24 protein-coding genes are annotated in these 22,852 nt (G+C 63.7%); 15 read left to right on the top strand and 9 right to left on the bottom strand.

Annotation, left to right across the window (positions count from 1 at the left end; translation table 11 throughout):
- Nucleotides 1-4: 4 nt before the first annotated feature.
- Nucleotides 5-1,102 (bottom strand): lytic murein transglycosylase B, encoded by a 1,098-nt coding sequence (gene mltB / locus ACNFIA_RS06540; RefSeq protein ID WP_416783529.1) that lies wholly within the window; start codon nucleotides 1,100-1,102, stop codon nucleotides 5-7.
- Nucleotides 1,103-1,406: 304 nt separating this feature from the next.
- On the opposite strand from mltB, the gene cysD reads away from it, so the two are divergent.
- The 3 genes from cysD (at nucleotide 1,407) to ACNFIA_RS06525 (ending at nucleotide 4,865) form a co-directional block, all read left to right on the top strand.
- Entirely contained in the window at nucleotides 1,407-2,324 is a 918-nt protein-coding gene (gene cysD, locus ACNFIA_RS06535; protein WP_416783527.1) for a sulfate adenylyltransferase subunit CysD, read from the top strand.
- A gap of 12 nt (nucleotides 2,325-2,336) precedes the next feature.
- Nucleotides 2,337-4,238: a sulfate adenylyltransferase subunit CysN gene (cysN, locus tag ACNFIA_RS06530; protein ID WP_416783526.1), complete on the top strand. Its 1,902-nt coding sequence runs from the start codon at nucleotides 2,337-2,339 to the stop codon at nucleotides 4,236-4,238.
- A 150-nt stretch (nucleotides 4,239-4,388) separates the two neighbouring features.
- The gene (locus ACNFIA_RS06525; protein ID WP_416783524.1) at nucleotides 4,389-4,865 is read left to right on the top strand and encodes an REP-associated tyrosine transposase; all 477 of its coding nucleotides are present in this window, start codon (nucleotides 4,389-4,391) and stop codon (nucleotides 4,863-4,865) included.
- Between the two features lie 92 nt (nucleotides 4,866-4,957).
- Here ACNFIA_RS06525 and ACNFIA_RS06520 read toward each other — a convergent pair whose 3' ends face one another.
- Nucleotides 4,958-5,398: a YhcB family protein gene (locus ACNFIA_RS06520; protein ID WP_259759382.1), complete on the bottom strand. Its 441-nt coding sequence runs from the start codon at nucleotides 5,396-5,398 to the stop codon at nucleotides 4,958-4,960.
- A 139-nt stretch (nucleotides 5,399-5,537) separates the two neighbouring features.
- On the opposite strand from ACNFIA_RS06520, the gene ACNFIA_RS06515 reads away from it, so the two are divergent.
- The 3 genes from ACNFIA_RS06515 (at nucleotide 5,538) to zapE (ending at nucleotide 8,754) form a co-directional block, all read left to right on the top strand.
- The gene (locus ACNFIA_RS06515; RefSeq protein WP_416783523.1) at nucleotides 5,538-6,164 is read left to right on the top strand and encodes an alpha/beta hydrolase; all 627 of its coding nucleotides are present in this window, start codon (nucleotides 5,538-5,540) and stop codon (nucleotides 6,162-6,164) included.
- 60 nt (nucleotides 6,165-6,224) lie between these two features.
- Nucleotides 6,225-7,565, top strand: coding sequence for a tryptophan--tRNA ligase (locus ACNFIA_RS06510; RefSeq protein WP_416783522.1), 1,341 nt, complete (start codon nucleotides 6,225-6,227; stop codon nucleotides 7,563-7,565).
- A 94-nt stretch (nucleotides 7,566-7,659) separates the two neighbouring features.
- A complete protein-coding gene (gene zapE / locus ACNFIA_RS06505) occupies nucleotides 7,660-8,754 on the top strand; it encodes a cell division protein ZapE (protein ID WP_416783521.1) in 1,095 nt (364 codons plus the stop codon).
- Between the two features lie 158 nt (nucleotides 8,755-8,912).
- Here zapE and ACNFIA_RS06500 read toward each other — a convergent pair whose 3' ends face one another.
- Nucleotides 8,913-9,878 carry a hypothetical protein gene (locus ACNFIA_RS06500; RefSeq protein WP_416783520.1) on the bottom strand — a complete coding sequence of 322 codons (966 nt, stop codon included), beginning with the start codon at nucleotides 9,876-9,878 and terminating at the stop codon, nucleotides 8,913-8,915.
- A 91-nt stretch (nucleotides 9,879-9,969) separates the two neighbouring features.
- Entirely contained in the window at nucleotides 9,970-10,869 is a 900-nt protein-coding gene (locus ACNFIA_RS06495) for a GlxA family transcriptional regulator (RefSeq protein ID WP_259759563.1), read from the bottom strand.
- Between the two features lie 252 nt (nucleotides 10,870-11,121).
- On the opposite strand from ACNFIA_RS06495, the gene ACNFIA_RS06490 reads away from it, so the two are divergent.
- Nucleotides 11,122-12,267, top strand: coding sequence for an acyl-CoA dehydrogenase family protein (locus tag ACNFIA_RS06490; protein WP_259759387.1), 1,146 nt, complete (start codon nucleotides 11,122-11,124; stop codon nucleotides 12,265-12,267).
- A gap of 95 nt (nucleotides 12,268-12,362) precedes the next feature.
- Here the strand turns inward: ACNFIA_RS06490 and ACNFIA_RS06485 are convergent, their stop codons facing one another.
- On the bottom strand, nucleotides 12,363-13,400 hold the full coding sequence (locus ACNFIA_RS06485; protein ID WP_416783519.1) for an NADP(H)-dependent aldo-keto reductase: 1,038 nt from the start codon (nucleotides 13,398-13,400) through the stop codon (nucleotides 12,363-12,365).
- A 245-nt stretch (nucleotides 13,401-13,645) separates the two neighbouring features.
- Here ACNFIA_RS06485 and rplM point away from each other — a divergent pair, with 245 nt between their 5' ends.
- From rplM to ACNFIA_RS06450, 7 genes are all read left to right on the top strand, one after another.
- Nucleotides 13,646-14,074 (top strand): 50S ribosomal protein L13, encoded by a 429-nt coding sequence (rplM, locus tag ACNFIA_RS06480; RefSeq protein WP_015475857.1) that lies wholly within the window; start codon nucleotides 13,646-13,648, stop codon nucleotides 14,072-14,074.
- 14 nt (nucleotides 14,075-14,088) lie between these two features.
- Nucleotides 14,089-14,481, top strand: a complete 393-nt coding sequence (gene rpsI / locus ACNFIA_RS06475) for a 30S ribosomal protein S9 (RefSeq protein ID WP_259759389.1) — start codon at nucleotides 14,089-14,091, stop codon at nucleotides 14,479-14,481.
- A gap of 250 nt (nucleotides 14,482-14,731) precedes the next feature.
- A complete protein-coding gene (petA, locus tag ACNFIA_RS06470) occupies nucleotides 14,732-15,322 on the top strand; it encodes a ubiquinol-cytochrome c reductase iron-sulfur subunit (protein ID WP_259759390.1) in 591 nt (196 codons plus the stop codon).
- The gene (locus ACNFIA_RS06465; protein ID WP_138521295.1) at nucleotides 15,322-16,533 is read left to right on the top strand and encodes a cytochrome b; all 1,212 of its coding nucleotides are present in this window, start codon (nucleotides 15,322-15,324) and stop codon (nucleotides 16,531-16,533) included. Before petA ends, ACNFIA_RS06465 begins: the two co-directional genes overlap by 1 nt.
- Entirely contained in the window at nucleotides 16,533-17,315 is a 783-nt protein-coding gene (locus ACNFIA_RS06460) for a cytochrome c1 (protein ID WP_259759391.1), read from the top strand. Before ACNFIA_RS06465 ends, ACNFIA_RS06460 begins: the two co-directional genes overlap by 1 nt.
- A 93-nt stretch (nucleotides 17,316-17,408) precedes the next feature.
- Entirely contained in the window at nucleotides 17,409-18,026 is a 618-nt protein-coding gene (locus ACNFIA_RS06455) for a glutathione S-transferase N-terminal domain-containing protein (RefSeq protein WP_259759392.1), read from the top strand.
- 11 nt (nucleotides 18,027-18,037) lie between these two features.
- Entirely contained in the window at nucleotides 18,038-18,442 is a 405-nt protein-coding gene (locus ACNFIA_RS06450; protein ID WP_207883732.1) for a ClpXP protease specificity-enhancing factor, read from the top strand.
- A 49-nt stretch (nucleotides 18,443-18,491) separates the two neighbouring features.
- On the opposite strand, the gene ACNFIA_RS06445 is transcribed toward ACNFIA_RS06450, so the two are convergent.
- Genes ACNFIA_RS06445 through ACNFIA_RS06430 form a run of 4 tightly spaced genes read right to left on the bottom strand, consistent with a single transcriptional unit; the run spans nucleotide 18,492 to nucleotide 21,877 of the window.
- Nucleotides 18,492-19,070 (bottom strand): BON domain-containing protein, encoded by a 579-nt coding sequence (locus ACNFIA_RS06445; RefSeq protein ID WP_259759393.1) that lies wholly within the window; start codon nucleotides 19,068-19,070, stop codon nucleotides 18,492-18,494.
- Nucleotides 19,067-19,660: a phosphoheptose isomerase gene (locus ACNFIA_RS06440; RefSeq protein ID WP_017518113.1), complete on the bottom strand. Its 594-nt coding sequence runs from the start codon at nucleotides 19,658-19,660 to the stop codon at nucleotides 19,067-19,069. Before ACNFIA_RS06440 ends, ACNFIA_RS06445 begins: the two co-directional genes overlap by 4 nt.
- A gap of 28 nt (nucleotides 19,661-19,688) precedes the next feature.
- Nucleotides 19,689-20,066, bottom strand: coding sequence for a YraN family protein (locus ACNFIA_RS06435; RefSeq protein WP_259759394.1), 378 nt, complete (start codon nucleotides 20,064-20,066; stop codon nucleotides 19,689-19,691).
- A complete protein-coding gene (locus ACNFIA_RS06430) occupies nucleotides 20,063-21,877 on the bottom strand; it encodes a penicillin-binding protein activator (RefSeq protein WP_416783514.1) in 1,815 nt (604 codons plus the stop codon). Before ACNFIA_RS06430 ends, ACNFIA_RS06435 begins: the two co-directional genes overlap by 4 nt.
- Nucleotides 21,878-22,003: 126 nt before the next feature.
- Here ACNFIA_RS06430 and rsmI point away from each other — a divergent pair, with 126 nt between their 5' ends.
- Nucleotides 22,004-22,852, top strand: a complete 849-nt coding sequence (gene rsmI, locus ACNFIA_RS06425; RefSeq protein WP_416783513.1) for a 16S rRNA (cytidine(1402)-2'-O)-methyltransferase — start codon at nucleotides 22,004-22,006, stop codon at nucleotides 22,850-22,852.

Raw genomic sequence — 22,852 nt, 5'->3', positions numbered from 1 at the left:
TGCCTCAGCGGTAGCCGTGGCGCTGGCGATCGACCGCCTTGCCCAATTCCCACACCGCCATGGCGTAGTGGGTGCTGTGGTTGTAGCGGGTAATCACATAGAAGTTCGGCAGGCCGTACCAGTACTGGTAGGTGTTGCCCATGTCCAGGCGCAGCAGGCTCGCGGTCTTGTGGTTGCCCAGGGAGCCCTGGGGTTGCAGCCCGGCGCTCGCCAGCACGCCGATGGGGTATTGGGTCTTGAAGCCGTCTTCCAGCGAGCGGGCCTGGCCTATGGCGGGGATAGCCACCGGGTCGCCGGTGACCCAGCCGTGCTGCTTGAAGTAATTGGCCACGCTGCCGATGGCGTCGCGCGGGTTCCACAGGTCGCGGTGGCCGTCTCCGTCGAAGTCCACCGCGTACTTGGTGAACGAGGAGGGCATGAACTGCCCGTAGCCCATGGCGCCGGCATAGGAGCCGCGCATTTCCAGCGGGTTGTCGCCTTCCTTGCGCGCCTGCAGGAGGAACTGTTCCAGTTCGCCGCTGAAGAAATCGGCGCGTCGCGGGTAGGAGAACGACAAGGTGGCCAGCGCGTCGATGATCCGCGTCTTGCCCATTACACGGCCCCATCGGGTTTCCACGCCGATGATGCCGACGATGATTTCCGGCGGCACGCCATAGGTGCGCGAAGCGCGCTGTAGGTCGGCCTCGTATTCGTTCCAGAACTGCACGCCCTTCTGCACGTTGTCCGGGGTGAGGAACTTCTTCCGGTAGCGCAACCAGGCGCCGTTCGGGCCGCTGGGCGCGGTGTAGGTGGGCGCCTGGCGGTCCATCAGGCGGATGACCCAGTCGAGTTCGCGGGTCTGGGCGAACAGGTCCTGCAGGTCCTGGCGGTTGAAATTGTGCTGGCTCACCATGCGGTCGATGAAGCGCTGGGCATTGGCATTGCCGGCGAAGTCGCCGCGCAGCGGGGTGATCGGTTGCACCGAGCCGAATGCCGGGTGGGCGCTGGGAGTGATCAGGGTCGGTGTCTTCGGCTTCTGGGCCGGCTGCGGAGCGGGAGTCGGTTTGCTGCTGCACGCGGAAACGAAGAGGAGCAAAGGCAGGACAAAAGCGATGCGGCGCATGGGAAATCTTCTGGGGAGGAAAACTTGCCGCTATGCTAGCGCAGTGCCGGCTGGGCACAAGCCGGGAGCGCATCCTGGAAGCGGCTGACTCTGTTGCAGGAAAAGTCCCGGCGATATTTCGTTCCAGCACCCGTCCAGTCACCCTTCAGACGCACGCCGAAAGCCGTTTTCGCACTGAGCGCGTATGGCTATATCGGTATATTTTTTCGGTATAACCCGCCATCCGGTTAGAGCCTTGCGCTGTGATAGAGTGCGCGCTCGTCTACGGCCCGCCGGCCGTCCATAAGCAATTCCGTGAGTAGCCATGGTCGACAAACTGACGCATCTGAAACAGCTGGAGGCCGAGAGCATCCACATCATCCGCGAGGTCGCCGCCGAGTTCGACAACCCGGTGATGCTGTACTCGATCGGCAAGGACAGCGCGGTGATGCTCCACCTCGCGCGCAAGGCTTTCTTCCCCGGCAAGCTGCCGTTCCCGGTGATGCATGTCGACACCCGCTGGAAATTCCAGGAGATGTACAAGTTCCGCACCAAGATGGTCGAGGAACTGGGCCTGGACCTGATCACCCACATCAACCCCGATGGCGTGGCGCAGGACATCAACCCCTTCACTCACGGTAGCGCCAAGCACACCGACATCATGAAGACCGAAGGCCTGAAGCAGGCCCTCGACAAGTACGGCTTCGACGCCGCCTTCGGTGGTGCCCGCCGCGACGAAGAGAAGTCCCGCGCCAAGGAGCGCGTCTACTCCTTCCGCGACAGCAAGCACCGCTGGGACCCGAAGAACCAGCGTCCGGAACTGTGGAACGTTTACAACGGCAAGGTGAAGAAGGGCGAGTCGATTCGCGTCTTCCCGCTGTCGAACTGGACCGAGCTGGACATCTGGCAATACATCTACCTGGAGCAGATCCCGATCGTGCCGCTGTACTTCGCCGAAGAACGCGAAGTCATCGAGATGAACGGCTCGCTGATCATGATCGACGACGATCGCATCCTCGAGCACCTCACGCCCGAGCAGAAGGCCAGCATCCAGAAGAAGATGGTGCGTTTCCGTACCCTGGGCTGCTACCCGCTGACCGGCGCGGTGGAATCCACCGCTACCACGCTGCCGGAAATCATCCAGGAAATGCTGCTGACGCGGACTTCCGAACGCCAGGGCCGGGTCATCGACCACGATGCCGCAGGCTCGATGGAAGAAAAGAAACGTCAGGGCTACTTCTAAGGTTCTCGCAACATGTCGCATCAATCCGATCTGATCAGCGAGGACATCCTCGCCTACCTGGCCCAGCACGAGCGCAAGGAACTGCTGCGCTTCCTTACCTGCGGCAACGTTGACGACGGCAAGAGCACCCTGATCGGGCGCCTGCTGCATGACTCCAAAATGATCTACGAGGACCACCTCGAGGCCATCACCCGCGATTCGAAGAAAGTCGGCACCACCGGCGATGACGTCGACCTGGCGCTGCTGGTCGACGGCCTGCAGGCCGAGCGCGAGCAGGGCATCACCATCGACGTGGCCTATCGCTACTTCAGCACCGCCAAGCGCAAGTTCATCATCGCCGACACCCCCGGCCATGAGCAGTACACCCGCAACATGGCCACCGGCGCGTCCACCTGCGACCTGGCCATCATCCTGATCGACGCCCGCTACGGCGTGCAGACCCAGACCCGTCGGCACAGCTTCATCGCCTCCCTGCTGGGCATCAAGCACATCGTCGTCGCCATCAACAAGATGGACCTCAAGGGCTTCGACGAGGGCGTGTTCGAGCAGATCAAGGCCGACTACCTGCAGTTCGCCGACAAGATCAACCTGAAGACCAACTCCCTGCACTTCGTGCCGATGTCGGCGCTGAAGGGCGACAACGTGGTCAACAAGTCCGAGCGCTCGCCCTGGTACACCGGCCAGTCGCTGATGGAAATCCTCGAGACCGTGGAAGTCGCGGGTGATCGCAATCTCGACGACATGCGCTTCCCGGTGCAGTACGTCAACCGCCCGAACCTGAACTTCCGCGGCTTCGCCGGCACCCTGGCGAGCGGCATCGTGCGCAAGGGCGATGAAGTCGTGGCCCTGCCGTCGGGCAAGGGCAGCAAGGTCAAGTCCATCGTCACCTTCGAAGGTGAGTTGGAGCAGGCCGGCCCGGGCCAGGCCATCACCCTGACCCTGGAAGACGAAATCGACGTCTCCCGCGGCGACATGCTGGTGCACGCCGACAACCGCCCGCAGGTAACCGACGGCTTCGACGCCATGCTGGTGTGGATGGCCGAAGAGCCGATGCTGCCGGGCAAGAAATACGACATCAAGCGCGCCACCAGCTACGTGCCGGGCTCGATCCCGAGCATCGCGCACAAGGTGGATGTGAACACCCTGGAAGAGACCGCCGCCAGCGAACTCAAGCTCAACGAGATCGCCCGCGTGAAGGTCAGCCTGGATGCGCCCATCGCCCTGGACGGCTACGACCAGAACCGCACCACCGGCGCCTTCATCGTCATCGACCGGCTGACCAATGGCACCGTCGGCGCCGGCATGATCATCGCCGCCCCGCAGGCGGGCCACGGCTCGGCCACCCACCACGGTGCCAACGCCCATGTCGCCCGTGAAGAGCGTGCCGCGCGCTTCGGCCAGCAACCGGCCACCGTGCTGTTCAGCGGCCTCTCCGGCGCCGGCAAGAGCACCCTGGCCTACGCCGTGGAGCGCAAGCTGTTCGACATGGGCCGTGCGGTCTTTGTGCTGGATGGCCAGAACCTGCGCCATGACCTGAACAAGGGCCTGCCGCAGGACCGTGCCGGCCGCACCGAGAATTGGCTGCGCACCGCCCACGTGGCGCGTCAGTTCAACGAGGCCGGCCTGATCAGCCTGTGCGCCTTCGTCGCCCCGAGCGCCGAGGGCCGCGAGCGCGCCAAGTCGCTGATCGGCGCCGAGCGCCTGGTCACCGTCTATGTCCAGGCGTCCCCGCAGGTCTGCCGCGAACGCGACCCGCAGGGCCTGTACGCTGCCGGCCAGGACAACATTCCGGGCGAGTCCTTCCCCTACGACGTGCCGCTGGATGCCGATCTGGTGATCGACACCCAGAGCCAGTCGGTAGAGGAGGGCGTAAAGGCCGTTCTCGACCTGCTCCGCCAGCGCGGCGCGATCTGATCGCACAGCGCTGACGAAAAAGCCCCGCAGATGCGGGGCTTTTTCTTTGGTGACAACCGATTACGCCGACCTCTGACGCGGAGCCATCTGCTTGCGTAGGAGCGGACCCTGCCCGCGAAATCCGTCCATCCCTCTCGAGGATGGACGGCTATGTCTCATCCTGCTTTTCCTTACGCTCCAGGCAACCGCGCTTTGCGCAAAAGGCGTTCGTCGACTCCAGGCAGTGTGTACCTCGTTACAGCCACCACAGAGCATCGAACCGCTGTCTTTCTCGACTTCAATCGTGCCTGCGTCGCTTCATCGTCGTTTACACGACCGTCGGTGCTCGGCCGAAACAGGCTGCTCGCCTGGGTTTTGATGCCGGATCACGTCCATTGGCTGCTTCAGTTGGGCGATGGCGAGGACCTGGCCAAATCGGTTGGACGAATGAAGGCTGTCAGTGCGCGAGAGGTGCGTTGCAAGAGGGGATGGCAGGACACCGTATGGGCGTCCGCTTTCCATGACCGGACGCTACGAAGGGAAGAAGATTTAGTCGCTGTTGCCCGGTATGTGGTAGCCAATCCTTTGCGCGCGGGGCTGGTCAGAACAGTGAAGGAGTATTCCTTTTGGGATGCAGTGTGGCTGTAAGAGTTTCGCGGACAAGGTCCGCTCCTACGGGAGCAGTTCGGTTCCCATGAAAAAGCCCCGCCGAGGCGGGGCTTTTTCTAAGGAGTCGAGCCTCAGTACTTGCTCTTCAGCCCGTACGTCTCATCCAGCGTGCCCGGCCCTTCGCTGGGCTTGGGGGCGTAGTCGCGCGGTGCTTCGTTGTTTGCCGGCGGGGTCAGGCGCTCGCGGCGCTCGGGGTATTCGTCGGCGTGCAGGGCGGCCAGCAGGCGCTGCTTGGTCTGTTCGTCCAGGGCCAGGCGCTCGGCGCCCTCGGACAGGTGCTCCTGTACATCCTGATAGCTCTGGGTGAGCTTCTTCATCAGGCTGGCGGAGGTGCTGAAGTGGGTCACCACTTCGCGCTGGTAGCTGTCGAAACGATCCTGCATGTCATCCACCTGACGCTGCAGCTTGTTCGGCGCGGCGTTGGGCAGCAGGCGGGCGATCAGGAAGCCGATGCCGACCCCGACGATCAGGGCGAGTAGCGGCAGCAACCAGGTGGTGAGGGACTGTTCCACGCGAATCCTTCCTCTATAGACGGCTTTGCTTTACGTTAGCGGCTTGCACCTGTGCTTGTATACCGTGGCGAACGCTTCGCCGCCTGCGCAGGTATTGAGCTAGACGAGACGACCCGCCACGGGGTCACGGAGCTGTTGTTTGACCACCCGCGAAATCCCTCTGTTCCTTGACGGCCCCGATGGCCAGCTGGAAGCCCTGCACCTCGCCACGCCTGACGCCCGGGGCGTCGCGCTGATCTGCCACCCGCACCCGCTGTTTGCCGGCACCATGCAGAACAAGGTGGTCGCCACCCTGCAGCGCGCCGCGCGGGATGCAGGATACGCCACCCTGCGTTTCAATTTTCGTGGCGTGGGTCAGAGCGCCGGCAGTTATGCCGAGGGCCGCGGCGAGATCGATGACGCGCTGGCCGCCGCGCACTGGCTCGCCGAGCAGCATCCGGGGCTGCCGTTGACGCTGATGGGCTTCTCCTTCGGCTCCTGTGTGGCGGGCAACGCCGCCGAGCGCCTGGAAGAGCAGGGCGCCGAGCTCGCGCAACTGTTCATGCTGGCCCCGCCGGTCGAACGCTTCGACGTCGACCTGCCCGAGCGCTGCCCGCTCACGGTGATCCAGCCGGAGGCCGACGAAGTGGTCACGCCCGAGCGCGTGTATGCCTGGAGCGCCGAGCTGAGCAAGCCCCATGAGCTGATCCGCATGCCCGAGTGCAGCCATTTCTTCCACGGCAAGCTGATCGAGCTCAAGGACCTGATACAGGCCCGGCTCGCCTAGCTCGCCCAGCCGCGATACCATCCGGCCCGCCATTTCATTTGTGTTGATTCCTGGATTCCCATGACGACCCGTATCCTGACCGGCATCACCACCACCGGTACTCCGCACCTGGGCAACTACGCCGGCGCCATCCGCCCGGCCATCGTCGCCAGCCGCGATCCGCAGGCAGATTCCTTCTACTTCCTGGCCGACTACCACGCGCTGATCAAGTGCGATGACCCGGCGCGCATCCAGCGTTCGCGCCTGGAGATCGCCGCCACGTGGCTGGCCTGCGGCCTGGATGCGGACAAGGCGACCTTCTATCGCCAGTCCGATATTCCCGAAATCCCCGAACTGACCTGGCTGCTCACCTGCGTGAGCGCCAAGGGCCTGCTCAACCGCGCCCACGCCTACAAGGCCTCGGTGGACAAGAACGTCGAGGCCGGCGAAGACCCGGACGCCGGCGTCACCATGGGCCTGTACAGCTACCCGGTGCTGATGGCCGCGGACATCCTGATGTTCAACGCCCACAAGGTGCCGGTCGGCCGCGACCAGATCCAGCACGTGGAGATGGCCCGCGACATCGGCCAGCGCTTCAACCACCTGTTCGGCAATGGCAAGGAGCTGTTCACCCTGCCCGAGGTGGTGATCGAGGAAGACGTGGCGACCCTGCCGGGCCTGGACGGGCGCAAGATGTCCAAGAGCTACGACAACACCATCCCGCTGTTCGGCAGCGCCAAGCAGCTCAAGGATGCCGTGGCGCGCATCGTCACCGACTCCCGTGCGCCGGGCGAGCCAAAGGACCCGGACAACTCGCACCTGTTCACCCTCTACCAGGCGTTCTCCACCCACGAGCAACAGGCTGCGTTCCGCGCCGAGCTGCTCGGTGGCCTGGCCTGGGGCGAAGCCAAGCAGCGCCTGTTCGAACTGCTCGACAACGAGCTGGGCGAGGCCCGCGAGCGCTACCACGCACTGATCACCCGCCCGGCCGATCTGGAGGATATCCTCCAGGCCGGTGCCGCCAAGGCCCGCCGCATCGCTACCCCGTTCCTCGGCGAGTTGCGCGAATCCGTCGGCCTGCGCTCGTTCCGCGAGCAGGTCCAGGTGGCGACCGAAGGCAAGAAGAAGGCTGCCAAGGCCGCGCGTTTCGTCAGCTTCCGCGAAGACGAAGGCTTCCGCTTCCGCCTGCTGGATGCCGCTGGCGAGCAACTGCTGCTGTCCATCGCCTTCGCCGATGGCAAGGCCGCGGGCCAGGTGACCAAGCGCCTGCAGGCCGAGGAATTGGACCTGCACGCCGAGCTGAATGCCTTCAGCGTGCGTCTGGATGGCGAAGCCGTGGCGTACAGCCCGGAGTTCTCCACCGACGCGGAACGCGACGCCGCCATGCAGCGTCTGCGCGAGGCTCTCGCTCCGCAGGAGTGAGGGTCGGCAGGCCGGTCCGACTACCGGCCAATTGCCAAGCAACGGGGGCGCCGCTAAAGTGTGCGCCCCCGTTTTCGTTGCCTTGCTACCGATCATGACGCCTCTTCAGCGCTACCAGGAAGACCTCAAACGCCCCGATTTCTTCCACGACGCCGCCCAAGCGAACGCCGTGAAGCACCTGCAACGCCTCTACGACGACCTGGTCGCTGCCGACAAGGGCAAGTCCGGCCTGTTCGGCAAGCTGCTGGGCAAGAAGACCCAGGAGCCGGTGAAGGGCCTGTATTTCTGGGGCGGCGTCGGTCGCGGCAAGACCTACCTGGTGGATACCTTCTTCGAGGCGCTGCCGTTCAAGCAGAAGATGCGCACGCACTTCCACCGCTTCATGAAGCGCGTCCACGAGGAAATGAAGACCCTCAAGGGCGAGAAGAACCCGCTGACCATCATCGGCAAGCGTTTCGCCGACGAGGCCCGGGTGATCTGCTTTGACGAATTCTTCGTCTCCGACATCACCGATGCGATGATCCTCGCGACCCTGCTGGAAGAGCTGTTCAAGAACGGCGTCAGCCTGGTGGCGACTTCCAACATCGTGCCGGACGGCCTGTACAAGGACGGCCTGCAGCGCGCCCGCTTCCTGCCGGCCATTGCCCTGGTCAAGCAGTACACCGAGGTGGTCAACGTCGACAGCGGCGTGGACTACCGCCTGCGTGCCCTGGAACAGGCCGAGCTGTACCACTGGCCGTTGTCGGAGCAAGCCGAGCAGGCCATGACCCGCGACTTCAAGGCGCTGACCCCGGAATGCGCCGCGGCCACCCGCGACGACGCGCTGATGATCGAGAATCGCGAGATCCGCGCGCGCATCACCTGCGATGACGTGGCCTGGTTCGAATTCCGCGAGCTATGCGACGGCCCGCGCAGCCAGAACGACTACATCGAGCTGGCGAAGATCTTCCACGCCATCCTGATTTCCAACGTCGAGCAGATGAACGTGGCCAAGGACGACATGGCCCGCCGCTTCATCAACCTGGTGGACGAGTTCTACGACCGCAACGTCAAGCTGATCCTCTCCGCCGAGGTGGAGCTCAAGGACCTGTACACCGGTGGTCGCCTGGAGTTCGAATTCCAGCGCACCCTGAGCCGTCTGCTGGAAATGCAGTCCCACGAATACCTGAGCCGTCCGCACCGCCCCTGATGGCCAGGTGAATGAAAAGGCTGCCCAAGGGCAGCCTTTTTCGTTTTGGCTCTTCGTAGGAGCGAGCTTGCTCGCGAACCGCCCAGCACTGCAGCTGCCGGGAAATGTTCGCGAGCAAGCTCGCTCCTACGTAAAGCCATCCCGCGTGACAGCAGCGATCAGCGCTGGGCCATCTCCTGCTGCGCCTTCATCAGCAGTTGCTGGGCATGGGTCACCTCCAGTGCCTCCATGGCGTTGATCGGCTTGATCGCCACGGCCTTCTTCAGCTGTTCCAGCGCCTTCTGCTCTTCGTCCTCGCCATACACATAGCCCAGCGCGTTGGCGTACTCGTAGTGGCCGATGGGCAGGTCGTCCGCGGCGCGGAAGGAGCGGGCGAAGTACTGCTCCATCTTGTCCGCGCTGACCCCGTAGGTCATCTTGCCTACCAGTTTGCCGACCTTGCGGATCACGCCGGCCTCGTAGCCGCCATAGAGCGCGAGGGCGAACGGCTGGTTCGGCTGCTGTGCCAGCAGGGCGTCCAGTTCCTTGGGAATATCGCTGGTGTAGCCGCGTTTGAGCACCACCGGCACCGGCAGGTCTTCGGCGAGGCGGGCCTTGGCGTAGGCGCGACCGAACTGGGCGATGGGGTCGGCATTGAGCAACGGGCCGGCCTCGTCGGTGTAGCTGATGACTTCCTCCAGCAGGCGCTGCTTCTCGTCCTGAGTCGGCGCGAGGAACATGGCGTACAGCACCTGGGCGAACAGGCCGGGCACCTGGCCGCCGACGCCGAGCGCCAGGCCATCCTTTTTGGCCTGGGCGAAGTCGCCGCGGAACACCTTGCGCCAGACGTCCTGCAGCTTCTCGGCGTAGACCTGCGCTTCTTCCGGCTTGCCGCTGAAGCCGGTGCCGGCGGCCACGGTCTTCTCCAGGGCGTCGGGATGCTTCGTGGCCATGCTGACCACCCAGTCCGCATCCGGGAAGGGATAGTGGGCGCCGAAGCCGCGGGTCAGTCGTGGCCAGGCCTCGCGCAGCTTGTCGCCGCTGTAGTCGAAGGCGCTCTGGTCGTAGGGGAAGGGTTTCCAGGTGTCGTCCGCCACAGCGTTCAGGCTGAAGGCGGCCAGCAGGGCAAGCAGAAAGTGGCGCATGGCGATATCCCGATGGGTTCTTGTTGTCAGGTGCTGCCCCGATCATAGGGCGGCGCCTGAGTCCGTGAACCCATCCTAGGGATGGCCTGTTTCAGGCGTCCTTCTGTTCGTACTGGCGTCGGTAGTGGTTGGGCGACAGCCCGGTGTGCTGCCTGAACAGGCGGGCGAAGAAGCTGGCGTCGTCGTAACCGACTTCGTAGCTGATGGTCTTGATGCTCTTGCGGGTGGTGGACAGCAGGTTGCGCGCCGTCTCGATGCGCAAGCGCTGCAGGTAATGCAGCGGCTTGTCGCCGGTGGCCGCCTGGAAGCGCCGCATGAAGTTGCGAATGCTCATGCCGTGCTCCCGGGCCACGTCTTCGAAGCGGAACTTGTCGAAGAAATGCTCCTCCAGCCAGTGCTGGATCTGCAGGATCGCCGGGTCGTGGTGCAGCTTCTGTCCGCCGAAGCCCAGGCGGCCCGGCGTGTAGGTCCGCTGCACTTCGTAGAGGATGTCGCGGGCGACGCCCTGGGCCACGGCGGCGCCGCAGAAGTGCTCGATCAGGTAGATGTACAGGTCGCGCACCGAGGTCAGGCCGCTGGCGCTGTAGATGTTGTCGGCGTCGGCGATGTGCTTGTCCTGGTTGAGCAGCACCGTGGGATAGCGCTCGGCGAACTCGCGGAAGAATCGCCAGTAGGTGGTCGCTTCCTTGCCGTCGAGCAGGCCGGCTTCGGCGAGCCAGAACACGCCGGACACCTCGCCGCACAGGACGCAGCCCGCCGCATGGCGCTCGCGCAGCCAGGGCAGCACCTGCGGGTAGAGGGTCAGCAGTTCGTCGAAGTCGCCCCAGAAGGCCGGAAGGATGATCAGCTCCGGTTCGTCCAGGGCGCCGTGCACCGGCAGGAGGTCGCCGCTGAAGCTCATCACGGGCTGGCCGTCGGGGCTGACGATGCGGGTTTCGAAGCTGGGTTGCAGACCGAGCCCCTGTTGCCGGCCATGGCGCAGGGCGGCCATGTGGAAGAAGTCCTTGGCCTGCATCAGCGTCGAGCCGAAGACACCATGGGTGGCGAGTATGCTGACGCGGCGCAGCATGCGGGAAGCGGGATTGGGCATCGGTTCTTGTACTTCTTATGGATGTCTTGGCATGACGCTAAAGCGGTCATGATGCGGCTGGATCGTCTTATTTTTTGGCGAAAGTGTCCAGTGCAGAGCGGTTCGCGCTGGCCTACAGTCGGCCTTCCAATAACGCCAACAACCGATCCGCAGGTGCACCGCATGATTCCCAGAACCCTGTTCAGTTCCGACCACGAGCTGTTCCGCGACAGCGTCCGCAAGTTCCTCGAACAGGAGGCGGTGCCCTTCCACGCCCAGTGGGAGAAGGACGGTCACATCGACCGCACGCTGTGGAACAAGGCCGGCGAGGCCGGGATGCTCTGCTCGCACCTGCCCGAGGCCTACGGCGGCATGGCGGCGGACTTCCTCTACAGCGCGGTGGTGATCGAGGAGATCGGTCGCCTGGGTCTGACCGGTATCGGCTTCTCGCTGCATTCGGACATCGTCGCCCCGTACATCCTCCACTACGGCAGCGAGGAGCTGAAACAGCGCTATCTGCCCAAGCTGGTATCCGGCGAGATGGTCTCGGCCATCGCCATGACCGAGCCGGGCGCCGGCTCCGACTTGCAGGGCGTGAAGACCACCGCCGTGCTGGATGGCGACGAATACGTGATCAACGGTTCGAAGACTTTCATCACCAACGGCTGGCTGGCCGACCTGGTCATCGTGGTCGCCAAGACTGACCCCAAGGCGGGCGCCAAGGGCACCAGCCTGTTCCTGGTGGAGGCGGGCACGCCGGGCTTCACCAAGGGCAAGCGCCTGGAAAAAGTCGGCATGAAGGCCCAGGACACCTCCGAGCTGTTCTTCCAGGACGTGCGCATTCCGAAGGAAAACCTGCTGGGCAAGGACGGGCAGGGCTTCATTTACCTGATGCAGGAACTGCCCCAGGAGCGCCTGACCGTGGCGCTCGGCGCGCTGGCGTCGGCCGAGGCGGCGCTGAAATGGACGCTGGACTACACGCGCGACCGCAAGGCTTTCGGAAAATCCGTTGCTGATTTCCAGAACACCCGCTTCAAGCTCGCGGAAATGGCCACCGAGATCCAGGTCGGCCGCGTCTTCGTCGACCGCTGCCTGGAGCAGCACCTGGAAGGCAAGCTGGATGTGCCCACCGCGGCCATGGCCAAGTACTGGACCACCGACCTGCAGTGCAAGGTGCTCGATGAGTGCGTGCAGTTGCATGGCGGCTACGGCTTCATGTGGGAATACCCCATCGCCCGCGCCTGGGCCGATGCCCGCGTGCAGCGCATCTATGCCGGCACCAACGAGATCATGAAGGAGATCATCGCCCGCGCGCTGTGACCGGCAGACGTCCGTAGGAGCGAGCTTGCTCGCGAACACTTCGCTGGCACTGGGGTGTCAGGCGGTTCGCGAGCAGGCTCGCTCCTGCGAAAGGCTCAAGGCGCCGGGTTGGGCTGGTCCTTGTGGATCGCCTCGATGCCGGCCAGCACCTCGTCGGAGAGCTTCAGGTCGAAGCTGCCGAGGTTGGCGTCCAGTTGCTCGAGGCTGGTGGCGCCGATGATGTTGCTGGTCACGAACGGCCGGCTGGTGACGAAGGCCAGGGCCATTTGCGCCGGGTCCAGGCCATGCTCCCGGGCGAGTGTCACATAGCGGTCGCAGGCGCTTTCGCTCTGCGGGTTGGTGTAGCGGGTGAAGCGGCTGAAAAGGCTGATCCGCGCGTTGGCCGGGCGCGCGCCGCCGAAGTACTTGCCCGAGAGCATGCCAAAGGCCATGGGCGAATACGCCAGCAGGCCGATCTGTTCGCGGATGGCGATTTCCGCAAGGCCCACCTCGAAGCTGCGGTTGAGCAGGTTGTAGGGGTTCTGGATCGACACGGCGCGCGGCCAGCCACGCTCCTGGGCAATCTGCAGGAAGCGCATGGTGCCCCAGGGCGTTTCGTTGGACAGGCCGACGTGGCGGATCTTGCCGGCGCGCACCTGCTCGTCGAGCGCTTCCAGCGTGTCTTCCAGCGCCGTGAAGCTTTCTTCCTTGTGCTGGTAGCCCAACTGGCCGAAGAAGTTGGTACTGCGCTCGGGCCAGTGCAACTGGTAGAGATCGATCCAGTCGGTCTGCAGGCGCTTGAGGCTGCCATCGAGCGCCGCGACGATATTCTTGCGGTCGAGCTTCGGCTGGCCGTCACGGATGTGGCTGATGGCGTTGCCGGGGCCGGCGATCTTGCTGGCCAGCACCCAGTCGGCGCGATCGCCGCGCCGGGCGAACCAGTTGCCGATGATCTGTTCGGTGCGGGTGTAGGTCTGCGCGCGCGGCGGCACCGGGTACATCTCCGCGGTATCGATGAAATTCAGACCGGCGGCCTTGGCCCGCTCGATCTGCGCGAAAGCCTCGTCTTGCGTGTTCTGCTCGCCCCAGGTCATGGTCCCCAGGCAGAGGGCGCTGACTTTCAGTTCGGTGCGGCCGAGCGGGCGGTACTCCATGCAGATCTCCTCATGAAAACAAGTGCGTCATACGGTTGAAAATTCTGCCGGAATCTGCATAATTCCGCAGCCTTTCATCGGTGGGGGATGCCAAGCCTGCCGATCGATACATCTAGTCGTTACGGACGCACACCGACCCGAGCCCCAATTCGTGTCTGTCTTCGGCTGTCCTTGACTTGTCAAGGCAACCACTGTCCAGTAAGATTCGCCGTCTTATTTTCAGGCGGCCCCTGAGGCTATAACGAATGAAAACTTATACCGCGAAACCAGAAACTGTTAAGCGCGACTGGTTCGTCGTCGACGCTGCTGGCCTGACCCTGGGTCGTCTGGCTACCGAGATTGCTACCCGCCTGCGCGGCAAGCACAAGCCGGAATACACCCCGCACGTTGACACTGGCGACTACATTGTCGTCATCAACGCCGAGCAGGTTCGTGTCACTGGCGCCAAAGCTACCGACAAGATGTACTACCATCACTCGGGCTTCCCGGGCGGTATCAAGTCGATCAACTTCGAGAAGCTGATCGCCAAGGCTCCTGAGCGTGTTATCGAGACTGCCGTCAAAGGCATGCTGCCGAAGAACCCGCTGGGCCGCGACATGTACCGCAAGCTGAAAGTGTACAAGGGTGCCAACCACCCGCACACCGCTCAGCAGCCTCAAGAACTGAAGATTTAACGGGATAGCTCATTATGTCGGCGACTCAAAATTACGGCACTGGCCGTCGTAAGACCGCTACCGCTCGCGTCTTCCTGCGTCCGGGCACTGGCAAGATCTCCATCAACAACCGCACTATCGAGCAGTTCTTCGGTCGTGAGACCGCTCGCATGGTTGTCCGTCAGCCGCTCGAGCTGACCGAGAACACCGAGAAGTTCGATATCTACGTTACCGTCGTTGGCGGTGGTGTAAGCGGCCAGGCCGGTGCGATCCGTCACGGTATCACCCGCGCCCTGATCGAGTACGACGAGACCCTGCGCAGCCCGCTGCGTAAAGCTGGCTACGTCACTCGCGACGCTCGTGAAGTTGAGCGTAAGAAAGTCGGTCTGCGCAAAGCGCGTAAGCGTCCGCAGTACTCCAAGCGTTAATACGACGCTTCGAAAAAAAACGCCCAGTTCCTTTGGACTGGGCGTTTTTTTATGTCTTCAATAAGTTCGTGCGGCAAGGTGTCGCATCCGCGCAAGCCGCGCGGCGCAAGGGTTCCAAGGGTTGTGTGACAGGCTATTACCTTGTCATCACAAGGGCTTTTCTTTACCATTTGGCGAATTTTTTGCGCGGCTCGAATTTTTACTTAAAAGCCTGATTTGAACAGGCTTGAAGCTGATGGGAGACGACTGAATGAGTAATGACGGCGTGAATGCAGGCCGGCGTCGCTTCCTTGTCGCGGCCACCTCGGTGGTCGGTGCGGCAGGAGCGGTCGGAGCTGCGGTCCCGTTCGTGGGGTCATGGTTCCCCAGTGCCAAGGCGAAGGCCGCTGGCGCGCCGGTGAAGGTCAACGTAGGGAAGATCGAGCCGGGCCAGCAGGTCGTGGCCGAGTGGCGGGGCAAGCCCGTTTTCCTGGTGCATCGCACCAAGGAAATGCTCGACGCGCTGCCGACCCTCGAAGGCCAGTTGTCCGACCCCGAGTCGAAAGCCTCGGAGCAGCCGGCGTACGTCGATCCCAAGCTGCGTTCGATCAAGCCTGAGCTGGCCGTGATCGTCGGTATCTGCACCCACCTGGGTTGCTCGCCGACCTTCCGCCCGGAAGTCGCTCCCGCGGACCTCGGTCCGGACTGGAAGGGTGGCTACTTCTGCCCCTGCCACGGCTCCCATTACGACCTCGCCGGCCGCGTTTACAAGGGGCAGCCCGCGCCCCTGAACCTGCCGATTCCGCCCTATTCGCTTGATGGTGACGAGTTGACCATCGGTGTGGACCAGGAGAAAGCCTGATGAACAAGTTCATGGCTTGGGTCGATGCCCGCTTCCCCGCGACCAAGATGTGGGAAGACCATCTGAGCAAGTACTACGCCCCGAAGAACTTCAACTTCTGGTACTTCTTCGGCTCCCTCGCACTGCTGGTCCTGGTTAACCAGATCCTCACCGGTATCTGGCTGACCATGAGCTTCACCCCGTCGGCCGAAGAAGCGTTCGCGTCCGTCGAGTACATCATGCGCGATGTGGATTACGGCTGGATTATCCGCTACATGCACTCCACCGGTGCATCGGCGTTCTTCGTGGTCGTCTACCTGCACATGTTCCGCGGCCTGCTCTACGGCTCCTACCAGAAGCCGCGCGAACTGGTGTGGATCTTCGGCATGCTGATCTACCTCGCCCTGATGGCCGAGGCCTTCATGGGCTACCTGCTGCCCTGGGGCCAGATGTCCTACTGGGGGGCCCAGGTGATCATCTCGCTGTTCGGCGCCATTCCGGTAATCGGCGAAGACCTGTCCCAGTGGATCCGTGGTGACTTCCTGATCTCCGGCATCACCCTGAACCGCTTCTTCGCCCTGCACGTGATTGCCCTGCCGATCGTCCTGCTCGGCCTGGTCGTGCTGCACATCCTGGCGCTGCACGAAGTCGGCTCGAACAACCCCGACGGCGTCGATATCAAGAAGAAGAAGGACGAGAACGGCATCCCGCTGGACGGCATTCCGTTCCACCCGTACTACACCGTGAAAGATATCGTCGGCGTGGTGGTCTTCCTGTTCGTCTTCTGCACCGTGATCTTCTTCTTCCCGGAAATGGGCGGTTTCTTCCTCGAGAAGCCCAACTTCGAGATGGCGAACCAGTTCAAGACCCCGGATCACATTGCGCCGGTTTGGTACTTCACTCCGTTCTACGCCATCCTGCGCGCCGTTCCGGACAAGCTGATGGGCGTCATCGCCATGGGTGCCGCCATCGCCGTGCTGTTCGTGCTGCCGTGGCTGGACCGTAGCCCGGTTCGCTCGATCCGCTACAAGGGCTGGCTGAGCAAGATCTGGCTGGTGATCTTCGCGGTGTCCTTCGTCGTTCTCGGCTACTACGGCTCGCAAGCGCCGTCGCCGCTGGGCACTACGCTGTCGCGCCTGTGCACCATTCTGTATTTCGCCTTCTTCATCCTGATGCCGTTCTACACCCGGATGGAGAAAACCAAACCGGTTCCGGAAAGGGTGACTGGCTGATGAAAAAGCAATTCGCTGCATTTGTTCTGGCTCTGCTGCCTGTCTTCGGCTTCGCCGCCGAAGGACATGGCCCGGCCCTGGATCGCGTCGATATCGACCTGACCGACAAGGCTGCCATGCAGGATGGCGCGCGTACCTTCGCCAACTACTGCATGGGCTGCCACAGCGCCAAGTTCCAGCGTTATGAGCGTGTCGGCCGTGATCTGGGTATCCCGGAAGAGCTGATGATGAGTCACCTGGTGTTCACCGGCGCGAAGATCGGTGATCACATGGACATCGGCATGAAGCCGGCTGACGCCAAGGTATGGTTCGGCGCTGCGCCGCCGGACCTGACCCTGGTCGCTCGCGTTCGTGGTACCGACTGGCTGTACACCTACCTGCGTTCGTTCTACGAAGATCCCAAGCGTCCGTGGGGCGTGAACAACAAGGTCTTCCCGAACGTCGGCATGCCGAACGTGCTGGTCAGCCTGCAGGGCCGCCAGGTCATCGGTTGCAAGCAGGTTCAGGTCGTCGAGGATGGCAAGAAGCAGTACGATCCCCTGACCGGTACTCCGCTGACCCACGAGGCCTGCGATCAGCTGACCATCGTGCCGAAGTCCGGCCAGCTGACCGAAGCCCAGTTCGACGAGAAGGTGAAGAACCTGGTGACCTTCCTGGCTTATTCGGCTGACCCGAACAAGCTGGATTCTCACCGCATCGGCACCTACGTTCTGCTGTTCCTGGCCTTCTTCTTCGTGTTCGCCTATCTGCTCAAGCGCGAATACTGGAAGGACGTGCACTAAGCACCATCCGTCGTAGTAACAAGCGCGCGCCCTACGGGGCGCGCGTGCGTTTTTCTACCTCCCACAAGAAGATCCTGCGAGGAGGCGCGCGGCATGGCCGCAATCAACAAGCTCACCTGCTTCTCCGACCCTGCCTGCCATTACAGCCACCGCGTGCGCCTGGTGCTGGCGGAGAAGAGCGTCGTCGCCGATATCATCGACGTCCCCGCCGGCAACATCCCGGCCAAGCTCGCCGAAGTGAACCCCTATGGCAGTCTGCCGACGCTGGTCGATCGCGATCTCGCGCTCTACGAGTCGACAGTGGTCATGGAGTACCTCGATGAGCGTTATCCACATCCGCCGTTGCTCCCGGTCTATCCGGTGGCTCGCGCCAACAGCCGCTTGCTGATGCACCGCATCCAGCGCGACTGGTGCAGCCTGGTGGATCGCATCCTCGATACCCGCCGCAAGGACGCCGAACGAGCCTTGGCGCGCAAGGAGTTGCGTGAGAGCCTGACAGGTGTGTCGCCACTGTTCGCCGACAAGGCGTTTTTCCTCAGTGACGAGTTGAGCCTGGTGGATTGCTGCCTGCTGCCGATCCTCTGGCGTCTGCCGATTCTGGGTATCGAGCTTCCGAGGCCGGCGAAGCCGCTACTGGATTACATGGAGCGGCAGTTCTCGCGAGAAACTTTCCGTGCGAGCCTGTCCTCTATCGAACGTGATATGCGCTAAGGAGCCTGATGATGAACTCCAGTCGTCCCTACCTCGTGCGAGCCCTCTATGAGTGGATCGTCGACAACGGCTGCACGCCGCATATCCTGGTGAACTCCGAGTACCCGGGCGTGCGGGTGCCGCCGGGCTACGCCAGTGACGGCCAGATCGTGCTCAACGTCTCGCCGACCGCGGTGCGTCATCTGCAGATGGACAACGAGGCGGTGAGCTTCGAAGGTCGCTTCGGCGGCGTCGCCCAGAGCCTCTACATCCCGTCCCAGGCGGTGATGGCTATCTACGCCCGTGAGAACGGCCAGGGCATGGTCTTCGACCTGGAGCCGCCGGTGCCGACCGACGACGAGGATCTGCCCGATGACGGCCCCTCCGACGAGCCGCCGCGCCCCAGTGGCCGGCCCAGCTTGAAAGTGGTGAAGTAATAAAAAAGACGACCCGAGGGTCGCCTTTTTCATGCCTGCGATCGAGTGATCAGTCGATGTACTCGAACAGGCGGACGATCTTCTGCACGCCGTCCACGCCCTGGACCACCTGGGTGGCCAGGTCGCCTTCCTTGCGGGTCACCAGGCCCAGCATGTAGACGATGCCGTTCTCGGTCAGGACCTTGATGCGGGTCGAGGGCACGTTCGCATCGGCGAGCATCTGGCTCTTGATCTTGGTGGTCAGCCAGGTGTCGTTGCTACGAGCAGCCAGGGAGGAGGGCTGCAGGATCTGCAGCTCGTTGTGCACGGTCTTGACCTTCTGCACTTCCTTGGCGGCCTGTTCGGCCTTGTTCTTCAGGTCGGCGCGCGGCGTCTGGCCGGCCAGCAGCACCACGCCGTTGTAGCTGATCACCACGATGTGGGAATTGCGGTCGAGATCCGGATCGGCCTTGGCGACGTTCACGGCCACTTTGGTTTCGATCAGCGAATCGTCGATCTTGCTGCCAAGGGTGCGGGTGCCCTTGTCATCGTCGATCGGCTTGTCGCGGGTGGCGCTGACGAAACTGGTGCAGCCACCCAGTGCCATGGTCACGGCCAGAGCGGCTGCGATCAGAGGGGTACGGGTCATTCTTCACTCCCGAACAGTTGACGGTCGATGAGGTCGCACAGGCAATGGATCACCAGCAGGTGGACTTCCTGGATGCGTGCAGTGACCTTGGCCGGAACGCGGATTTCCACGTCCTCGGGCAGCAGCAGCGATGCCATGTTGCCGCCGTCGCGGCCGGTCAGAGCTACGACAACCATTTCGCGATCATGTGCGGCCTGGATCGCCTGAATGACGTTCGCGGAGTTGCCGCTGGTGGAAATCGCCAGCAGCACGTCACCCGGTTGGCCCAGAGCGCGGATCTGCTTGGAGAAGACTTCGTTGTAGCTGTAGTCGTTGGCGATCGAGGTAATGGTCGAGCTGTCGGTGGTCAGGGCGACGGCCGGCAGGCTCGGGCGCTCGCGCTCGAAACGGTTCAGCAGTTCGGAGGAGAAGTGCTGTGCATCGCCGGCGGAGCCGCCATTGCCGCAGGAGAGAATCTTGCCCTCGTTCAGCAGGGCATTGACCATGACCATGCTGGCCTGCTCGATATGCGGGATGAGCACCTCGGTGGCCTGTTGCTTGGTCTCGATGCTGGCATGGAAGAGCTGGCGGATACGGGATTGCATGTCCATCAGGTGTGACCTTTCGTCGGGCGTCTGATCAGGTGTCAAAAGCGTTGGGAATCCAGTTCAAATGCCCTGCGCAGCCTGGGGTGCGAGCGTCGATGGCGACGATGTCGAACCGGCAGGGATGGCTGCTCCAGCGGGCATTCTGTTGCAGGAAGAGTTCGGCGGAGATGGTCAGGCGCTGACGCTTGCGCCAGTCGACGCTTTCCAGCGCTCCTCCCCAGGCGGAATGCCGGCGGGAGCGAACTTCGACGAATACTACTGTATCGCCGTCCAGCATGACCAGATCGAGCTCGCCTCGGCGGCACATCCAGTTCTGCGCCAGGAGGCGCAATCCATGCTGCTGCAGATGGGCCAGGGCGGCGGCTTCAGCCTGTCGCCCGGCCTTCTGGGTAGGGCTGTTGCCGATCAAATACCGCTGTTCTCCAGCGGCTGGACCTGGCCGTTCTTGAACTCGGCCCAGGGCAGGCGGCGCTCCACGCGCTGACCGGCGCTCACGCTCAGGGTGCCGGTGAGGCCGTCCAGCTGCATGCTCGGTACCGCTTTGAGCTCCGGCAGGCGCGGCGCCAGCTGGTAGGCGTCGGCGCCCATGGCGTACAGGCGGCCGAGGCTGCCGTTGGCGGCTGGCCATTGGCTGGCGACCTGCTGGCGCAGGGCGTTGTTCGGATTCAGCAGCCACGGAGTCTCGCAGAAGCGAATGCCGTTCAGGTCCTGATCCTGGGCCGGGTTGTTCGTCCCGCTGTACAGGTTGGAGGTGGCATACACAGGCAGGTCGCCCGCGTACTGGAAGGCCAGGGTCGGCTTGATCTGGCGGGCCTGCTGCGGCGTGGCGGCGAGGAAGATGAAGTCGATGTCCTGGCGGCGCGACGGCTGGGTGTCGACGCTGCTGTCGAGCACGCCCTGCAGGCGCTTGGCGCGGCCTTCGCTCTGGCGCAGTTGCAGCAGGTCGGCGATCTGGCGGGCCAGTTCCACCGGCTGGTCGACATGTTCGGAGGCGATCAGGGTGCCGCCGGCGGCCTGCCAGTTGCGGCTGAAGGAGGCGAGGACGCGATCGCCCCATTCGCCACGCGGCACCAGGGCAACGGCGCGGCGCATGCCATCGCTCCAGGCGCGGTTGGCGACTTCGCGGGCTTCATCCTCGGCAGACAGGCCGAACTGGAACAGTTGCGCCGGGCCTTCCTGGTTGCTGTCGGCATAGTTCAGGGCCAGGGTGGTGATCGGCAGTTGCGGCTGGGCGCTCATCTGCTTGACCAGGTTCTTCTCCAGCGGGCCGACGACCAGTTGTACGCCATCGGCCTGGGCCTGGCGGTAGAACTCGTCCAGCGAGCGCAGCTGGCTGCTGTCGTAGAGCTTGATCGCCGGTTGCGGCTGGCCGCTCTGCTGCGCCTGGTAGTGGGCGGCGATGAAGCCGTCCTGCAGGGCCTTGGCGACGGAGGCGAGCTGGCCTTGCTGCGGCAGCAGCAGGGCGATCTTGTTCAGCGGCTGGGCGGCCAGGGACTTCAGCTTGGTGAGGGCTTCCGGCAGTTGCTTGGCAGCCGGGTGGTCCGGGTTCTGCGCGACCCAGTTGTCGATGTTCGACTGCTGTTCCTTCAGGGTCGAGGACGTCTTGGTGATGCGCGCCAGTTGCAGCCAGCCGTTCAGGTCGCCTTCGTTGCTGTTGGCCTGCATCTGGTCGACCGGCAGACTGGAAACCAGCTTCCAGATCTCTTCGTGGTTGACCTTACTCGCCTCGGCGTTGAGCAACGGGTCGATGAACACGCGTTCGCGGGCGGCGCTCAGGGCCTGGCCGTCGGCGGCCAGGGCGAGGGATTTGACCATGCCGGCGCGGGCTTGCAGGTCCACGGGCATTTCGCCCAGGCGCTGGAAGCTGGGGTGGTCAAAAGCCTTCAGCGCGGCCTTGGTCTTGTTGCGGGCCAGTTCCAGCTGGGCGCGCAGGGTGCTGGCGAACACCTGCTGGGCGGGCTTCAGGCTGTCCAGCGGGATCTGGTCGAGGATCTGCGTGGAGCGGCCGATATCCTTCTGCTTATAGGCAAGGTCAGCAGCGGACAGGCGCAGGACGGCGGCGTCGTCCGGCTTGGCGGTGGAGGCCTGCTGCAGCAGCTGTTCGATGCTGGCGTCCGGCGTGCGCGGCAGTTCGCCGAGATTGGACGACGGGGAGGACGCACAGGCGGCGAGCATGCCGGCCAGGAACAGAGCGGATAGCGGACGCAGGCGAGCGATCATATCGGGCTTCTCGTGACGCATTCAAAGAGCTGCCGATTGTACCCAAGCGGGGAAGGGGACGCGATGGCGGCTGCCGGAATCGGGATACAATGCGGCTTTTTGAGATACATACGGCGAGGTTAGCGCGTGACCCTTGGCACTCTCTATGTGGTGGCCACTCCCATTGGCAACCTGGACGACATCAGTGCGCGGGCGCTGAAGGTGCTGGCTGACGTGGCGCTGATCGCCGCCGAAGACACGCGGCACTCAGTGCGGCTGTTGCAGCATTTCGGCATCCAGACGCCGCTGGCGGCCTGTCACGAGCACAACGAGCGGGAGCAGGGCGGCCGCTTCCTCAACAAGTTGCAGGCGGGCGAGGACGTCGCGTTGATTTCCGATGCGGGGACGCCGCTGATTTCCGATCCCGGCTACCACCTAGTGCGCCAGGCGCGCGCGGCGGGCATTGCGGTCGTCCCGGTGCCGGGCGCCTGCGCGCTGATCGCGGCGCTGTCCGCAGCCGGCCTGCCATCGGACCGCTTCGTTTTCGAAGGCTTTCTCCCGGCCAAGGCGGCTGGGCGTCGTGGGCGCCTGGAAGCGCTGCTGGACGAGCCGCGCACCCTGATCTTCTACGAGGCGCCGCATCGCGTGCTGGAGTGCATCGAGGACATGGCGGCGATCTTGGGCGACGAACGGCCGGCGCTGCTGGCGCGCGAGCTGACCAAGACCTTCGAAACGCTCAAGGGGCTGCCGCTGGGGGAGTTGCGCGAGTTCGTCGCCGCCGACAGCAATCAGCAGCGCGGCGAATGTGTGCTGCTGGTGGCCGGCAAGCCTGCGCCCGAAGGGGATGAGGCGTTGGATGCCCAGACGCTGCGCGTGCTGGACCTGCTGCTGGCGGAGCTGCCGGTCAAACGCGCTGCTGCGCTGGCCGCCGAGATCACGGGGGCGCGCAAGAACCAGCTTTATCAGATCGCGCTGGAGCGTCAGGGCAAGGCTTGA

The sequence above is a fragment of the Pseudomonas sp. NY15437 genome, from assembly GCF_048068435.1.
Lineage (GTDB): Bacteria > Pseudomonadota > Gammaproteobacteria > Pseudomonadales > Pseudomonadaceae > Pseudomonas > Pseudomonas nitroreducens_B.
This window is presented reverse-complemented; position numbering and strand designations above follow the sequence as displayed.